This is a genomic window from Gordonia sp. ABKF26 (genome assembly GCF_041103195.1).
Classification (GTDB): domain Bacteria; phylum Actinomycetota; class Actinomycetes; order Mycobacteriales; family Mycobacteriaceae; genus Gordonia; species Gordonia terrae.
The window spans coordinates 5348501-5362893 of sequence record NZ_JBGCVZ010000003.1; the positions used below are offsets into that span (position 1 = coordinate 5348501).

16 protein-coding genes are annotated in these 14393 nt (G+C 68.7%); 11 read left to right on the forward strand and 5 right to left on the reverse strand.

Annotation, left to right across the window (positions count from 1 at the left end; all coding sequences use genetic code 11):
* Window positions 1-20: 20 nt before the first annotated feature.
* Genes AB4Z55_RS24845 through mnhG form a run of 6 tightly spaced genes read left to right on the forward strand, consistent with a single transcriptional unit; the run spans window position 21 to window position 6846 of the window.
* Window positions 21-2993: a Na+/H+ antiporter subunit A gene (locus AB4Z55_RS24845; protein WP_101822559.1), complete on the forward strand. Its 2973-nt coding sequence runs from the start codon at window positions 21-23 to the stop codon at window positions 2991-2993.
* The gene (locus AB4Z55_RS24850) at window positions 2990-3784 is read left to right on the forward strand and encodes a Na(+)/H(+) antiporter subunit C (protein ID WP_064571460.1); all 795 of its coding nucleotides are present in this window, start codon (window positions 2990-2992) and stop codon (window positions 3782-3784) included. The genes AB4Z55_RS24845 and AB4Z55_RS24850 overlap by 4 nt, the downstream gene beginning before the upstream one ends.
* Entirely contained in the window at window positions 3781-5397 is a 1617-nt protein-coding gene (locus AB4Z55_RS24855) for a Na+/H+ antiporter subunit D (RefSeq protein WP_064571461.1), read from the forward strand. Before AB4Z55_RS24850 ends, AB4Z55_RS24855 begins: the two co-directional genes overlap by 4 nt.
* On the forward strand, window positions 5394-6257 hold the full coding sequence (locus AB4Z55_RS24860) for a Na+/H+ antiporter subunit E (RefSeq protein ID WP_369520837.1): 864 nt from the start codon (window positions 5394-5396) through the stop codon (window positions 6255-6257). The genes AB4Z55_RS24855 and AB4Z55_RS24860 overlap by 4 nt, the downstream gene beginning before the upstream one ends.
* Window positions 6254-6517 carry a monovalent cation/H+ antiporter complex subunit F gene (locus AB4Z55_RS24865; RefSeq protein WP_004022820.1) on the forward strand — a complete coding sequence of 88 codons (264 nt, stop codon included), beginning with the start codon at window positions 6254-6256 and terminating at the stop codon, window positions 6515-6517. Before AB4Z55_RS24860 ends, AB4Z55_RS24865 begins: the two co-directional genes overlap by 4 nt.
* Window positions 6514-6846 (forward strand): monovalent cation/H(+) antiporter subunit G, encoded by a 333-nt coding sequence (gene mnhG, locus AB4Z55_RS24870; protein ID WP_004022819.1) that lies wholly within the window; start codon window positions 6514-6516, stop codon window positions 6844-6846. Before AB4Z55_RS24865 ends, mnhG begins: the two co-directional genes overlap by 4 nt.
* Here mnhG and AB4Z55_RS24875 read toward each other — a convergent pair.
* Window positions 6829-7443: a TetR/AcrR family transcriptional regulator gene (locus AB4Z55_RS24875; RefSeq protein ID WP_369520838.1), complete on the reverse strand. Its 615-nt coding sequence runs from the start codon at window positions 7441-7443 to the stop codon at window positions 6829-6831. The two genes, mnhG and AB4Z55_RS24875, sit on opposite strands and share 18 nt — an antisense overlap.
* A 97-nt stretch (window positions 7444-7540) precedes the next feature.
* On the opposite strand from AB4Z55_RS24875, the gene AB4Z55_RS24880 reads away from it, so the two are divergent.
* The gene (locus AB4Z55_RS24880) at window positions 7541-7930 is read left to right on the forward strand and encodes a DUF1304 domain-containing protein (RefSeq protein WP_369520839.1); all 390 of its coding nucleotides are present in this window, start codon (window positions 7541-7543) and stop codon (window positions 7928-7930) included.
* A 34-nt stretch (window positions 7931-7964) separates the two neighbouring features.
* Here AB4Z55_RS24880 and AB4Z55_RS24885 read toward each other — a convergent pair whose 3' ends face one another.
* The 4 genes from AB4Z55_RS24885 to AB4Z55_RS24900 all read right to left on the reverse strand — a co-directional run bounded on the left by AB4Z55_RS24885 (window position 7965) and on the right by AB4Z55_RS24900 (window position 10830).
* Window positions 7965-9092 carry a glutamate--cysteine ligase gene (locus tag AB4Z55_RS24885; protein WP_369520840.1) on the reverse strand — a complete coding sequence of 376 codons (1128 nt, stop codon included), beginning with the start codon at window positions 9090-9092 and terminating at the stop codon, window positions 7965-7967.
* 32 nt (window positions 9093-9124) lie between these two features.
* Window positions 9125-9805, reverse strand: coding sequence for a superoxide dismutase family protein (locus AB4Z55_RS24890; RefSeq protein ID WP_004022815.1), 681 nt, complete (start codon window positions 9803-9805; stop codon window positions 9125-9127).
* Window positions 9806-9925: 120 nt separating this feature from the next.
* Entirely contained in the window at window positions 9926-10411 is a 486-nt protein-coding gene (locus AB4Z55_RS24895; protein ID WP_369520841.1) for a LytR C-terminal domain-containing protein, read from the reverse strand.
* 47 nt (window positions 10412-10458) lie between these two features.
* Window positions 10459-10830 carry a DUF3263 domain-containing protein gene (locus AB4Z55_RS24900; protein WP_004022813.1) on the reverse strand — a complete coding sequence of 124 codons (372 nt, stop codon included), beginning with the start codon at window positions 10828-10830 and terminating at the stop codon, window positions 10459-10461.
* A 260-nt stretch (window positions 10831-11090) separates the two neighbouring features.
* Here AB4Z55_RS24900 and AB4Z55_RS24905 point away from each other — a divergent pair, with 260 nt between their 5' ends.
* From AB4Z55_RS24905 to AB4Z55_RS24920, 4 genes are read left to right on the forward strand one after another with little or no spacing between them, the layout of a single operon-like run.
* Complete coding sequence (locus AB4Z55_RS24905) at window positions 11091-11942, forward strand: esterase/lipase family protein (protein ID WP_369520842.1); 852 nt, start codon at window positions 11091-11093, stop codon at window positions 11940-11942.
* A gap of 20 nt (window positions 11943-11962) precedes the next feature.
* On the forward strand, window positions 11963-12565 hold the full coding sequence (locus AB4Z55_RS24910; RefSeq protein WP_004022811.1) for a peptide deformylase: 603 nt from the start codon (window positions 11963-11965) through the stop codon (window positions 12563-12565).
* A gap of 14 nt (window positions 12566-12579) precedes the next feature.
* Window positions 12580-13590 (forward strand): GNAT family N-acetyltransferase, encoded by a 1011-nt coding sequence (locus AB4Z55_RS24915; protein ID WP_033206172.1) that lies wholly within the window; start codon window positions 12580-12582, stop codon window positions 13588-13590.
* A complete protein-coding gene (locus tag AB4Z55_RS24920; protein ID WP_369520843.1) occupies window positions 13587-14375 on the forward strand; it encodes an exodeoxyribonuclease III in 789 nt (262 codons plus the stop codon). The genes AB4Z55_RS24915 and AB4Z55_RS24920 overlap by 4 nt, the downstream gene beginning before the upstream one ends.
* Window positions 14376-14393 lie beyond the last annotated feature (18 nt).

Sequence of the window (14393 nt, forward strand, 5' to 3'; positions counted from 1 at the left end):
GAGAAAGACGGAGTGCCCTTTTGATCACTGTGTTGGCTGCGTTGGCAGTGTGCGCGCTCGTCGCGCCCGCAGTCATCCACTGGATGGGCACCCGCGGTTTCTACGTCCTCGCGCTCGCGCCGCTCGGTGGTCTGATCTGGGTGATCGCCAACTGGCCGTCGGCCGACGCGGCCGCCGCCCGGGTCGAGACGGTCAGCTGGGTTCCATCGCTCCAGATGGACATCGTCACCCGATTCGACACCCTGACGGCGATCCTGTCGGTACTCATCCTCGGGGTCGGCGCGCTCGTGCTCTGCTACTGCGCCCACTACTTCGACGACGCCCGCCCCCGGGTCGCGGTGTTCGGCGGCGAGATGGTCGCCTTCGCCGCGGCCATGTTCGGACTCGTCATCTCCGACAACATGCTCGTGCTCTACGTGTTCTGGGAGCTCACCACCGTGCTCTCGTTCATGCTCGTCGGCTTCTACGGGGTGCGCGCGACGGCTCGACGATCCGCCACGCAGGCCCTGCTGGTCACCACCTTCGGCGGTCTGGCGATGCTCGTCGGCATCATCATGCTCGGCGAGCGGTCGGGCACCTACCTGCTGTCCGAGATCATCTCGGCCCCGCCCACCGGCGTCTACGTCGACATCGCGGTCGTGCTCCTGCTCATCGGCGCCCTCACCAAGTCGGCCATCGTCCCGTTCCACTTCTGGCTGCCCGGCGCGATGGCCGCGCCCACCCCGGTCAGCGCCTACCTGCACGCGGCGGCGATGGTCAAGGCAGGCATCTACCTCATCGCCCGGCTGGCCCCCGCATTCTCGGTGACGATCAGCTGGCAGGTCGCCGTGGTCGGACTCGGCCTGGTGACGATGGTGCTCGGCGGGTGGCGTTCGTTGCGCGAACTCGACCTCAAACTCATCCTGGCGTTCGGCACCGTGTCGCAGCTCGGTTTCATGGCGGTGCTCGTCGGCATCGGCGACGCGAACGTCGCCATGGCCGGCATCGCCATGCTGGTCGCACACGCTCTGTTCAAGGCGTCGCTGTTCATGGTCGTCGGCATCATCGACCACTCGACGGGTACCCGCGATGTCCGCAAGCTCGCGCGCCTCGGTCATCGACTCCCGGGACTGGCCGTCACGGCCGCCGTCGCCGGGGCCAGCATGGCCGGCATCCCGATCACCCTCGGATTCGTCGGCAAGGAGACGGCCTTCGCGTCGGTGTGGGAGACCGGTGCATTCGTCTCCTGGCAGGCGCACGCCGTCGACATCGTCCTGCTGGTCGGCTCGATCATCACCTGCGCCTACACGCTCCGCTTCCTGTGGGGCGCGTTCGGCCGCAAGGTACGCAACACCCCGAGTCCCGCGGTCGCCAAGATGCACCCGCCGACGTGGCCGTTCTACTTCTCGCCGGTCGCCCTCGCCGCTGCCGGTGTGGCGGCAGGCGTGTTCAGTCCCCAGCTCGGCGGCCTCTTCGAACCGTATGCGGAGACCCTCAACGGTTACGGGCACGAACTCGAGCATCTCGCACTGTGGCACGGGTTCGGCCTGCCCGTCGTCTTCTCGATCATCGTCATCGTCGGCGGAGCTGCGCTGTTCCTCGGCGTCCGGCGTGTTCGTGACCGGGTCTTCGGCTTCCGCCCGCTGGTGAACGCCGACCGCATCTACGACGCGACGCTGCGCGGCGCCGACACCTTGTCGCTGCTGCTGACCCGCAACACCCAGCGCGGTTCGCTGCCGGTCACACAGGGCGTCATCCTGTGCACCGCGATCCTGCTGCCGACGATCGTCCTGTTCGCCGGCGCTCGCGATCGGTTGAGCATCGACTACACCGCCACCCCGGTCCAATGGGTGATCGGCGGCTGCATCGTCGCCGCGTCGCTGTCCGCCGTCCTCCTCCGCAACCGCCTGGCGGCCACGCTCGTCGTCGGCATCACCGGTTACGGCTGCGCGATGCTGTTCGCGCTGTACGGCGCACCCGACCTCGCACTCACCCAGTTCCTGGTGGAGACACTGACCCTGGTCATCTTCGTGCTCGTGCTGCGCAAGCTGCCCGCCGAACCGGAGAAGCGTCACGCCACCGGGTTCAAGCCGCTGCGCGCCCTGATCGGACTCGCCTTCGGCGCCATGCTGGTGCTCATCGGGCTGTTCGCGGCGTCGGCACGTTCGACCGAACCGCTTCACGTCGATCTCCCGGAGGCCGCCTACGACTTCGGTCACGGTGCCAACGCGGTCAACGTCCTGCTCGTCGACATCCGCGCCTGGGACACCCTCGGCGAAGTGTCGGTGCTCATCGCGGCCGCCACGGGCGTGGCATCGATGGTCTTCCGCAACCGCCGGTTCGGGGCCGCGCCGCGCGTGGCCGACGCCGCCCGATTGCAGGCCGGCGACAACGGGGACGACGACGATCACGTCCCACCGGACCGCACCACGTGGCTGCTCGGTTCCGGGTTGCGCGACCCGCGCCACCGGTCGATGGTGCTGGAGGCCACGACCCGCCTGCTGTTCCCGACGATGGTGGTGCTGTCGATCTACTTCTTCTATGCCGGTCACAATGCGCCGGGCGGCGGTTTCGCGGGTGGCCTGACCATGGGTCTCGCGCTCGTGCTGCGCTACCTCGCGGGCGGACGCTACGAACTCGGGGAAGCCCTGCCGATCGAACCCGGCCGCATCCTGGGTGCCGGCCTCGCCGTCTCCGCGACGACTGCGATCGTCTCGATGTTCCTCGGTGCGCCCGCGCTGTCGTCGGCGGTCTTCGAGGTCACCGTGCCCGTCCTCGGCGACATCAAGTTCGTCACCGCTCTGTTCTTCGATCTCGGCATCTACCTGATCGTGGTCGGTCTCGTGCTCGACGTGCTGCGCAGTCTCGGCGCGCGGCTCGACGTGGAGACCACCATCGCCCGCACCGCGGCGCGGATCAGTGACTCCGACGGTGGCACCTCGAGCAGCGGCGCCGCCACCGGTGACACCACCGGCGAGGCAGCGAACGCGGCCGGCGGGCAGGTGAGCCGATGACCACCAATCTCCCGCTGATGCTGGTCGTCGGCGCGATGGCGGCGTGCGGGGTGTACCTGCTGATGGAACGCAGCCTGGTCCGGATGCTGTTCGGACTCCTGCTCGTCGGCAACGCGCTCAACCTGATGATCATCGTCGTGTCCGGCGGCATGGGGAATCCGCCGATCATGGGCCGCTCGTCGGAGAACCGCGCGTCCGACGCCGATCCACTCGCCCAGGGCATGGTCCTGACGGCGATCGTCATCATGATGGGCGTCGCCGCCTTCGTGCTCGCACTGGTCTACCGGTTGTTCGTGATCAACCGCGACGACGACGACGTCGAGGACGACGAGGAGGACGTCAAGATCCTGAGCGGGTCCCTGGGCACGGCGCCCGACCGCGATCGCAGCGACGATCCCCTGACCCACTCGGACACGCCCACCGGCGACTACTTCGACGACAAGGGCAATCCCCTGACCCCGGAGCAGGCCGCCGCCCGCCAGGCCGCGCTGTACGAGACCGACATCATGCCGACCGACTCCGACGTCGTCGACGAGATCGGCGGCGCGGAGGAAGAACCGGACCCCGAGACCACCGAGCAGAGTGCCGCCCGCGAGGCGGGGCCGGATGTGTACGGACCAGGCGAACTCGGTCCGGATGAGGTGGGACAAAAGGCTGCCACCGCACCTCCCGACGGGTCCGGCGAGGACGACGCCGACCCCGACGTCATCGACCAGCACGAGATGCCGGACCGCGACGTGGTCGGGCCGGACAAGAAGAAGCATGCCGACGAGGACGGGGGTGACCGATGACCCCGCAAGAGTCGTGGATTCCGGTCCTGATCACCCTGCCCACCCTCGTGCCGCTGGGCGCCGCCGCCATCTCGCTGTTGCTCGGACGCAGTCCCAAGATCCAGCGATTCGTGTCGATCGTCGCCATCACGGTCGCTTTCGTGGCGTCGTGCATCATGCTCTACCTCACCGATCGCCACGGCACCTTCGCGGTCGCGATCGGCGGGTGGGGCGACAAGGGCAAACCCAATGGACCACTCGGCATCACGCTGGTCGTCGATCAGCTCGCGGCGCTCATGCTCGTCGTGTCGACGATCGTGCTGCTGTGCGTCATCGTCTACGCGATCGGTCAGGGTATCCGGGACGGTACGGCGCAGCAGCCGACGTCGATCTTCCTGCCGACCTATCTGATCCTGACCGCCGGCGTGTGCAACGCGTTCCTCGCCGGCGATCTGTTCAACCTGTACGTCTCGTTCGAGATCCTGCTGACCGCGAGTTACGTGCTACTCACCCTGGGTGCCAGTGCCGAGCGCGTCCGTGCGGGCGCCTCGTACGTGATGGTCTCGATGGTGTCGTCGCTGATCTTCCTGGCGGGCATCGCGTTCGCCTACGCCACCACCGGCACCCTGAACCTCGCCGAGATGGCCGTCCGCCTCGACGACGTCCCCGACGGGACCCGCAACGCGCTGTTCGCGGTGCTGCTCGTCGCGTTCGGCATCAAGGCCGCGGTGTTCCCGCTGTCGACCTGGCTGCCCGACTCCTACCCCACCGCCCCGGCACCGGTCACCGCCGTGTTCGCCGGTCTGCTCACCAAGGTCGGCGTCTACGCGATCGTGCGCGCGCACTCACTGCTGTTCCCCGGCGGCTCGATGGACACGGTGATGCTGGTCGCCGGACTGTTGACGATGCTCGTGGGCATCTTCGGCGCGATCGCCCAGGCCGACATCAAACGGCTGCTGTCCTTCACCCTCGTCAGCCACATCGGCTACATGATCTTCGGCATCGCGCTGTCCTCCGACCTCGGGATGTCGGCGGCGATCTACTACGTCGCCCACCACATCCTCGTGCAGACGACCCTCTTCCTGGTCGTCGGACTGATCGAACGGCAAGCCGGCTCGGCGTCGCTCCGCCGACTCGGCGGACTCATCGCCAGTCCACTGCTGGCCGTGCTGTTCCTGGTGCCCGCGCTGAACCTCGGCGGCATCCCGCCGTTCTCCGGCTTCATCGGCAAGGTCGCACTCCTCGAGGCCGGCACCCAGGACGGGTCCGTGCTGGCCTGGATTCTCGTCGCCGGCTCGGTGGTCACCAGCCTCCTCACGCTCTACGTCATGGCCCGCATCTGGACCAAGGGCTTCTGGCGGCCGCGCGCCGACGCCCCCGAAGGCGAGCTCGCCGACAAGGGCCCCTCCGCACTCATCGACGAGAGCGCCGACGACGCCGCCTTCTCCGACCGCGAGGACGTCGGCCGCATGCCCGTGATGATGGTGCTGCCGACGATGGCGATGGTGGCGGCGGGACTTGTCCTGACGCTGTGGGCCGGACCGATCTTCGACTTCACCGACCATGCGGCGACCGATGTCGTCGACCGTGCCGTCTACGTCGATGCGGTGCTGGGCGAAGGTGGTACCCGATGAGCGCCGAGGAACGCGCGAGCGAACGCGACCGGGGATCGGGCGACGCGCCGAGGCGCCGCGCACCGGTGGTCTCGACCAAGGGGCCGGTCCTGTACCTCGTCATCAACGTGTGGCGGGTGTCGCTGCTGTTCGTCTTCTGGCACTTCGTCGGCGCGCTGGTCTGGCTGCGGACGCACACCCGCCTGCCGAGGTGGCTGGGTGGCGACGGTCGTGAGGTCGCAGTCCGGTTGTGGACCATCGCGTGGTTGACCTTCGTCTGGGTTCTGTTGTGGGGCACGCTCTCCTGGGCCAATGTGATCGGTGGCGTGGTGCTGGCGACGCTGGTGCTGACGGTGTTGCCGTTGCCGCGGGTCCCGGTCGAGGGCCGCATCCATCCGCTGTCGGTGCTGCAGCTCGTGTTCCGCCTGATCGTCGACTTCTTCGTGTCGAGTGTGCAGATCGGGTGGATGGCCATCCGTCCGGGCCGCCCACCGCTCGGTGCGGTCGTCCGGGTGCGCGTCGCGATCAAGTCCGACATGGTGCTGACGCTGGCCGTCGACTACCTGAACCTGGTACCGGGCACGATGGTCCTGGAGATCGACCACCGCCGCCGGATGCTCTACGTTCACGTCTTCGATGTCCGATCAGAGAAGAAGGTTCGTGCCTTCTACGATCAGGTCGCCTACGTCGAGCGCATGTTCATCAAGGCGTTCGAGCGCGACAGCGAATGGCATCCGAGTCCGTTCCACGGCATCGACGAGGACTTCCACCACGTCCGCTCGGTGGACCGCTCGGTCGACACGGCGTCCTCGACCACCGACTCCGCCGATGCGCCCGAGCCGGACCACCGACCAGCCGAGACGGAACGGGGGGACTCATGAGCTACGTGTGGACGATCGCGGCAGCCATGCTGCTCGTCGCCACGGTGCTGACGATGGTCCGGATCCTGCGCGGTCCGACCACGCTGGACCGGCTCGTGGCGCTCGACGTGCTCATCGCGCTGTGCATGTGCGGTCTGGGGACGTGGGCCGCGTTCAGCCGTGATTCGACGGTCGTCCCGGCGATCGTGGCCCTGGCTCTGCTCAGCTTCGTCGGATCGGTCGCGATCGCGCGATTCCGAGTACGGGACGACCAGACATGATCATCGACATCATCAGCGCGACGCTGCTCCTCACCGGCTGCCTGATGGCGGTCACCGCCGCGATCGGACTCGTCCGCTTCCCGGACACCCTGAGCCGCATGCATGCGGCCACCAAACCGCAGACCTTCGGCCTTCTGCTCATCCTGCTCGGTGCGGTCCTGCGGCTCGGCGACAACGTCGACAGCGGGATGCTCGTTCTCGCCGGGCTCTTCGCCCTGATCACCGCACCCGTCGTGGCGCATCGGATCGGCCGGCTGGCGTATCAGGAACAGCGGGCGCGTGATGGCCTCATCGATCAGCGGGACATGGAGTCACCGGACCGCGACTGACTGCGAACCGGCCGTCCGACGCCCCTCACGGACCAGCGCGACGGCGGTGTCGAGGCCCCGGGCCGCTTCCTCGGGAACGACCCGCACGAGTGCGAGCGCGGCGATGACCAGCGCCGTCACGGCGTCGGCGAGTGCAGCCTGTCGGGCGTCGCTCAGCGCGGGTGCGCTCGCCCGCACACCGGCCCCCACGGCACCCCGCAACTCCTCGCGATACCCGGCGATGGTCCGGACCACGTCGGCGTCGCGCCCGATGGGGGCGCCTGCGGTGTTGATGAGCAGGCAACCCTCACGAGCCGGGGACGTGTCGTCGGTCAGCGACGATCGCAGCCCGTTCAGGTAGTCCTCGACGGCGTCCGGCGTGATGGTGCTGCCGGTCAGCGGACGCAACCGGGGGCGGACCACCTCGTCGAGGTAGCTCTGTACGGCCGCATCGAAGAGACCTCGCTTCGACCCGAAGGCGTGATAGAGACTCGATCGCCCGATTCCGGTCGCCCGTTCCAGGTCGGGCAGGGACGCGCTCTCGTATCCCCGCTGCCAGAAGATCCCGCGGGCGGCCCGGACGACCTCCGTCGTGTCGAACTCCTGGATCCGTCCCATCCGCGGCCCACCCGCCTCTCTCTCGTCGCCCTTCGGTATTTTAGACCGGTCGGAACACTATGGCTCCGGCCGGCCGTCGACAACGAGGAGTACGGAAATGGTCATCGCAGGTCTGGTGCTCGCCGCGATCGCGGCGCTCGTCCACGTCTTCATCTTCTATCTGGAGTCCATCGCGTGGACGAGCAAGCGTGCACGCGCGACATTCGGCACCGGAACGGTGGAACAGGCGAGTGCGCAGCAAGAACTCGCGTTCAACCAGGGGTTCTACAACCTGTTCCTCGCGCTCGCCGTGTTCGTCGGGATCGCCTTCGTCATCGGCGGGTCCACCGCGATCGGCGCGACGCTCGTCATCACCGGCACCGCGTCGATGGCGGCCGCCGCACTCGTGCTCGCCGTGTCGAGCCCCGACAAGATCGCGGCCGCACTCAAGCAGGGAGTCGTTCCGGCCCTTGCGATCCTCGTACTCGCCATCGGCCTGGCCCTCTGACGTCGAGTCCCGGGACGACCTCGATCCGACCGGGTCAGGGAGCGTCGAGTTCGCCGACCACCGACGCGACCACCTCGCGCAGGGACGCGGTCCGACGATGCACCGCGCGCTGGCGCTGATAGCTGGCCCCCTGCGCCATGATGCGCTCGACGCCGGCGAGCTCGTCGACGCAATCGAGTTCGCGCGCAATGGGTTCGAGACGCTCGAGGAGCGCGGCGAGATCGTCGGTCACCAGTTTCTCGGTGCAGTCCGCGTCGAGGATGACGATGGCATCTAGTCCATATCGAGCCGCCCGCCACTTGTTCTCCTGGACGAGCCAGGGAGCCATCGTCGGCAGCGTCTCCCCCGCCGAGAACCGACGGTCGAGGTCGACGACGAGGCAGTGGATGAGCGCGACGATCGCCGACAGCTCACCGAGGTTGGTCATGCCGTCGCAGACCCGCACCTCGATGGTGCCGAGATGCGGCGAAGGCCGGATGTCCCAACGGATCTCGTTGAGATGGTCGATGATGCCGGTCGTCTTCTGATCGGCGACGAAATTCTCGAACTGCTCCCACGTCCGGAACTGGAACGGCAACCCCGCTGTCGGGAGTTGCTGGAACATCATCGCGCGGTTGCTCGCGTATCCGGTGTCCTGCCCGGCCCACATCGGCGACGACGACGAGAGCGCGAGCAGGTGTGGATAATAGTTCAGGAGCGCGTCGAGGATGGGTAACACCTTGTCGCGGTGGCTGATCCCGACGTGGACGTGCACGCCCCAGATCAGCATCTGCCGACCCCACCACTGGGTGCGTTCGATCAGCTCCGCGTACCGGTGCCCCTCGGTGAGCAGCTGGGTCGAATACTCCGCGAACGGATGCGTACCCGCGCCGTACAGATCGACGCCGAGTTCCTCGGTCAGCCCGCGTACCACCCCCAGCGTGCCGGTGAGGTCGGCGATCGCCTCACCCGTGGTCCGGCAGATCCCGGTCACCAGCTCGACGGTGTTGCGCAGCAGTTCCTTGTGGATCCTGCCCGCGAAGTCGGGGTGGTGGTCACCGACGGCGGCGAAGAGCGCCGCGGCCGAGTTCGACAGGTCGCCGGTCACCTTGTCGGTCAGGGCGAATTCCCATTCGACCCCGAGGGTGGGGGTCGGTGACCCGTCGAACTCGATCGGTGCCATGTGCGTGGCGGCCTCGGACGGTGCCAGGACGCCTAGCTCTGCTCTTCGATGACACCGCACGCGATACGGGCGCCGGCATCGCCGGTCTTCAGGGTGTCGGGGTTCGCGCCGCCCGGGTACTTGTCGGCCGGGATGTTGCCGAAGTTGTCCGGCTTCTCGTGGATCATGATCGACTTGCCGATCAGCTGCTGGAGGTTCACGGCGTCGGTCGTTGTGACCGTCCGGCCGGTGTGATCCTCGAGGATGTTGATCGAGATCAGGTCGCCGCTGGAGGGGTGGCTGGTGTTGCCGTCGACCTGCAGGTGCCCGCCCGCGGACGTGAACGCCTGCGAACCGCCGGCGCCCGCGTCGCAGGTGCCGTTCTCGTGGATGTGCATGCCGTGGAACCCGGCGGGCAGGTCACCCGCGGTGACGCGGACGTTGATGGTGACCGGCTCGGCGGTCTCGGAGGCCGCGGTGATGGTGGCCTGGCCGACGACGTCGCCGGAGGTGTCCTTGATCTCGGCGACGGCGATCTGACCGCTGGGCTCGCTGTCCACGTCGTCTTCGGCGCCGGGCGGAAGGGGCGCGTCGCTGACGACGGGCGGCGTCGTGCCCGGGACATCCGTGGGCTCCTGGTCGGGACTACACCCGGCCAGTGCAACGCCGATCAGTCCCGCGGAGACCAGCGCGGCGAGGGCGCGGGGCGCGGCGAGTTTGGAACGTCCGGACATGTCACTCCTTGTTTGGCGGACAATGATTTTCAGGATCAGGGCGTTGTCGGTCGGGCGGGTTCTCGGGGCCAGGGATGCTTCGGCATCGGCGTCACGTACGCGGTGTCATCTCACGACCGCTCACGCGCCGCTGACCGCGGTCACCACGACGACGGGGATACCGCCCCGGCAGCGCGTGAACGACGTCGGACGCTCCTCGACGGCGACCGTCCCGCCCAGCGCCTCCGCCACCTCGTCGGCCTGGGCCTTGTCCGTGTCGTCCTCGTAAAAGATCGTGTTCTCGCTGAACCCACCCGCGGTGTAGTTGCCGGGTTCGGCCATCTGATAGCCCTTGGCCTGGAGCAGCTCGGTCACGTCCGAGGCCAGGCCCGCGACCTGACCGGCATTGATCACGCACAGCCGCTTGCCGGTCGATGCCGCACTGGTGGACGGCGACGTCGAGGTGGGCGTCGACGACACGGTCGTCGCGGCCTCGGTCGTAGGCGAGTCGTTCCCCGCGGTCGCCGCGGAATGCCAGCCGAGGCCGATGAAGACGACGGCGACTGCGAAGAGCATCATCGCCCCCGCGCGCAGCGGAAGGCGATTGGGCTCACGGTCTGCATTCATCACCGACGACCTTAACGCACCGTGGGACGGCGACCGGGTTCAGCGTGTCAGGTGATCTCGAAGCCCAGACGACGCGCCGCGCGGGCTTTCTGGCGTGTTGCCCGCAGACGACGCAGCCGTTTGACGAGCATCGGATCGGCCGCGAGCGCCTCGGGACGGTCGACCAGCGCGTTGAGCACCTGGTAGTACCGCGTCGCCGACAACCCGAACAGCTCTTTGATCGCTTCTTCTTTGGCACCGGCGTACTTCCACCACTGCCGCTCGAACGCGAGGATGTCGTGTTCGCGGCGGGTCAGTCCGTCCGCGCCGACCTCGTGCGGATCGAGCGGCGCGGCGGTCCCGTCCGCCCCGATTCCGGCGTTCGTGTCGGGGGTGGGTTGATCGCCCTGTTTCTGGCTACGCGCAGCTGCGCTGTCCATCTCACTCCCTCAGATACAGTCAACGACCTCACACCACCGCTGACGTGCACCGATTCGCTGGGCGATGCGGATGCGGACGTCGCCTCACGACGACGAATGACAGCGGTGTGGTTCGCAGACAATCTAACCACGGCGGGCCGGTCCGATCGCGCTGTGACTCGCCACGGCCCGCACTCCGCACGATCCGGGTGACGGCGCCCACTGTTAGGCTCCCCTTACACATCTCCCGACCGGGGATGCCATCGATCGGGGGCACAGAGATGACGACAGTTGTATCCGGGACCGCACGGCCCCGTCGACCACTCGGCGGCGCTCTCGTCGCCCTGGCGTCGGCGATCGCGATCGCTTCGGCGGCAACCGCACTCCCCGCGGCCGCCGGCGCGGCGCCCGCCGATCGGGTCGTCGTCATCGTGCCCGGTCAGCAGCTCTACGCGGGCGATGCACAGAACGAGGAGACGTTCCGTCCGCTCGCCGACGCGACCCGCGCCGACGGGAACACCGTGGTGTACGCGCACGCCGGGGGTCGCGACGTCGCATCGGATGCAAAGCTCATCCAACGGACGGTCGAGCCCTTCGTCGGCAAGGCGTCGTCCATCGGCATCGTCGCCCACAGCGCAGGCGGGCTCGGCGCCCGGCACTACCTGAAGTTCCTCGGCGGGTCCGCCGTCGTCGACGAGTACGTGGCGATCGGCACGGCCCAATACGGCTCACCCGGCGGGTGCGCTCAGCCGCGCGACCGCGGGTACGACACCTGCATGTACGCCGAGGCGATCACCGCCCTCAACCGTGGTCCCGACGCCCCCGGCCCCACTCGCTACTCGGTGGTGCAGAGCGACGGCGAATGGACCGACGGCCGCCTCGACGGGACCGCACAGTGCCGCGCCTATTCACCGGTCCCCCTCGCGAACACCGGCTTCGACCACACCATCGAGATGCGTGACCCGGCCATCATCGCCGATGTGCGGACCTCCCTGCGCGGGTCGTGCGCCGGCGCCGTGGTGACCGAGGCGGTCGACAGCTTCGACTGGCAGTCGACGCTCTTCCCCGGCATTCCCGGCCCCGCCGGTGACGCCATCCGCGACGCCGTACCCGGCGTCGTTCCTGCGCCCTGAGCAGCGCTAAGGTGAGCGCCATGGCGATTCTCCCGATCTGCATCGTGGGCGAGCCGGTCCTGCACCAGCCGACCACTCCGGTCCCCCTCGACGCGGACGGCCGTCCGTCCGACGAGGTCGTCGGTCTCCTCGACGACATGTACGAGACCATGGACGCCGCCCACGGCGTGGGCCTCGCCGCCAACCAGGTGGGCGTCGGCTCCCGCATGTTCGTCTACGACTGCCCCGACGGCGACCGGTCGTCGGCTCGCCGGCGCGGCGAGGTCATCAACCCGGTCCTCGAGACGTCCGAGATCCCCGAGACCATGCCCGATCCCGACGACAACGACGAGGGCTGCCTGTCGGTGCCGGGCGAGCAGTTCCCCACCGGCCGCGCCGACTGGGCGCGTGTCACCGGGGTCGACCGGACCGGCGCCGAGGTCGTCATCGAGGGCGAGGGGTTCTTCGCCCGCATGCTCCAGCACGAGGTCGGCCACCTCGACGGCTTCCTCTACGTCGACGTCCTGGTGGGGCGCAACGCCCGTGCCGCGAAGAAGGCGATCAAGCGGAACAACTGGGGCGTGCCCGGGTTGACCTGGACGCCCGGCGAGGTCGCCGACCCGTTCGGCCACGACGACGACTGATCTCGCTTTCGCGCGTGGAGGTCTCATTGTCGGGTGCGGTCATCGGTGACCGCGTGGTCGTCCGGTACCGGCTGGGCGATTCCACCCCCGCCGACTGGCGGGGCGATCCCGCGGCCGCCCGGTCCGACGTGACCGGCGTCCTGCTCGACGACGCCGACCCCGTGCGGATACGACGCGACGACGAAGAGTTGTCGATCCCGTTCGCGGCCATCACGTCGGTGCGCCTGCTGTCGGCGAAACCCGTGCGCAACAACGAGATCCGGAACCTCGAGTGGGCTGCCGCCGCCGCCTGGCCCGGCGTCGACAGCGAGTGGGTCGACGGTTGGTTCCTGCGGGCCGGGCACGGATTCAGCAGGCGCGCGAACTCGGCGGTGCCCCTCGAGCGACACGCACGTCCGGACGCATCGACCCTGCGTCGCATCGGCGCGTGGTACGCCGATCGCGACCTCCCCGCGCTGCTCGCCCTGCCGGACCGGCTCATCCCGCCGACCGCCGTCGCCGAGAATCCCGGGGTCGGGAATCCCGGGGTCGAGGTGCAGATGTTGACGGCCGACCTCGCCGCCCTGCACGCGCGCATCGGCGAGAACGCCTCGCGCCCTGTCCGACTCGAGAACGCGCCGGACGCCGGATGGCTGGGCGCGTACGCCACCGGGCGTGCGTCTCGGCAGCCCGATGCGGCCGCCGATGTCGTGACCGCCGGGGACGGCCCGCTGACCTTCGCGACCATCGGCGACACGGCAGCGATCGGGCGGGGCTCGGTGACCGAGGCACCGGACGGGCGCCGATGGCTGGGATTGACCGCACTGTGGACCGAGCCGAGCCGGCGAGGAGGCGGACTGGCCTCCGATGTGGTTGCGGCACTGACGGCCTGGGGGGTGAACCGCGGCGCCGAGGCGGTCTACCTGCAGGTCGAGTCCGACAACCGGTCGGCCGGGTCCTGGTACCGCCGCCTCGGATTCGGATTGCACCACACCTATCGGTATGTCACGCCGGACCTGCCGGTCGCGCCGGGGGGCGGCCGATGAGAATCGCCACCTGGAACGTGAACTCGATCCGCGCCCGGTCGGAGTCCGTCGTCGCCTGGGCGGAGGGCGCCGACGTGGATGTACTGGCCTTGCAGGAGACCAAGTGCCACGACGACGCGTTCCCGCTGATGAGTTTCCTCGCCGCCGGGTACGACGTCGCGCATGTCGGACAGGGCGCCTACAACGGCGTCGCGATCGCCTCGCGGGTCGGGCTCGACGAGGTCGAGATCGCCTTCGACGGCGTGCCGACCCATCCGGTCGACGGCCAGCCGATCCGGGAGGCTCGCTCGATCTCCGCGCGCTGCAACGGCGTTCGCGTCTGGAGCCTGTACGTGCCCAACGGCCGGACCCCCGATGACCCGCACTACAGCTACAAGCTCGCGTGGCTCGACGCGCTGCGCAACCACATCACCCTGCGGCTGGCGCACGACCCGGCCGCCGAACTGATGCTCGCGGGCGACTGGAACGTCGCGCAGACCGACGACGACGTGTGGGATCGCGAGTACTTCGACGGTCGCACACACGTCACCCCGCCCGAACGGGCAGCCGTACAGGGATTTCTGGACGCCGGCCTCGTCGACTCGGCCCTCCCGTACGCGCCCGGGTTCACCTTCTGGGACTACACCCAGTTGCGCTTCCCCCGCAACGAGGGCATGCGCATCGACTACGCGTTCTGCTCACCCGCCCTCGACACCCGCATCATGGGCGCCCACATCGGGCGCGACGCGCGAAAGGCGAAGGGCGCCAGCGATCACGCCCCGGTGGTCTTCGAGGTCGCAGACTGACCCCGGCGCGACCCGGTC

Excerpts from the sequence above, each read along its gene's own strand:
- AB4Z55_RS24850 (WP_064571460.1), top strand. The coding sequence starts at position 2,990 with ATGACCACCAATCTCCCGCTGATGCTGGTCGTCGGCGCGATGGCGGCG.
- AB4Z55_RS24855 (WP_064571461.1), top strand. The coding sequence starts at position 3,781 with ATGACCCCGCAAGAGTCGTGGATTCCGGTCCTGATCACCCTGCCCACC.
- AB4Z55_RS24860 (WP_369520837.1), top strand. The coding sequence starts at position 5,394 with ATGAGCGCCGAGGAACGCGCGAGCGAACGCGACCGGGGATCGGGCGAC.
- AB4Z55_RS24865 (WP_004022820.1), top strand. The coding sequence starts at position 6,254 with ATGAGCTACGTGTGGACGATCGCGGCAGCCATGCTGCTCGTCGCCACG.
- mnhG (WP_004022819.1), top strand. The coding sequence starts at position 6,514 with ATGATCATCGACATCATCAGCGCGACGCTGCTCCTCACCGGCTGCCTG.
- AB4Z55_RS24875 (WP_369520838.1), bottom strand. The coding sequence starts at position 7,443 with ATGGGACGGATCCAGGAGTTCGACACGACGGAGGTCGTCCGGGCCGCC.
- AB4Z55_RS24880 (WP_369520839.1), top strand. The coding sequence starts at position 7,541 with ATGGTCATCGCAGGTCTGGTGCTCGCCGCGATCGCGGCGCTCGTCCAC.
- AB4Z55_RS24885 (WP_369520840.1), bottom strand. The coding sequence starts at position 9,092 with ATGGCACCGATCGAGTTCGACGGGTCACCGACCCCCACCCTCGGGGTC.
- AB4Z55_RS24890 (WP_004022815.1), bottom strand. The coding sequence starts at position 9,805 with ATGTCCGGACGTTCCAAACTCGCCGCGCCCCGCGCCCTCGCCGCGCTG.
- AB4Z55_RS24895 (WP_369520841.1), bottom strand. The coding sequence starts at position 10,411 with ATGAATGCAGACCGTGAGCCCAATCGCCTTCCGCTGCGCGCGGGGGCG.
- AB4Z55_RS24900 (WP_004022813.1), bottom strand. The coding sequence starts at position 10,830 with ATGGACAGCGCAGCTGCGCGTAGCCAGAAACAGGGCGATCAACCCACC.
- AB4Z55_RS24905 (WP_369520842.1), top strand. The coding sequence starts at position 11,091 with ATGACGACAGTTGTATCCGGGACCGCACGGCCCCGTCGACCACTCGGC.
- AB4Z55_RS24910 (WP_004022811.1), top strand. The coding sequence starts at position 11,963 with ATGGCGATTCTCCCGATCTGCATCGTGGGCGAGCCGGTCCTGCACCAG.
- AB4Z55_RS24920 (WP_369520843.1), top strand. The coding sequence starts at position 13,587 with ATGAGAATCGCCACCTGGAACGTGAACTCGATCCGCGCCCGGTCGGAG.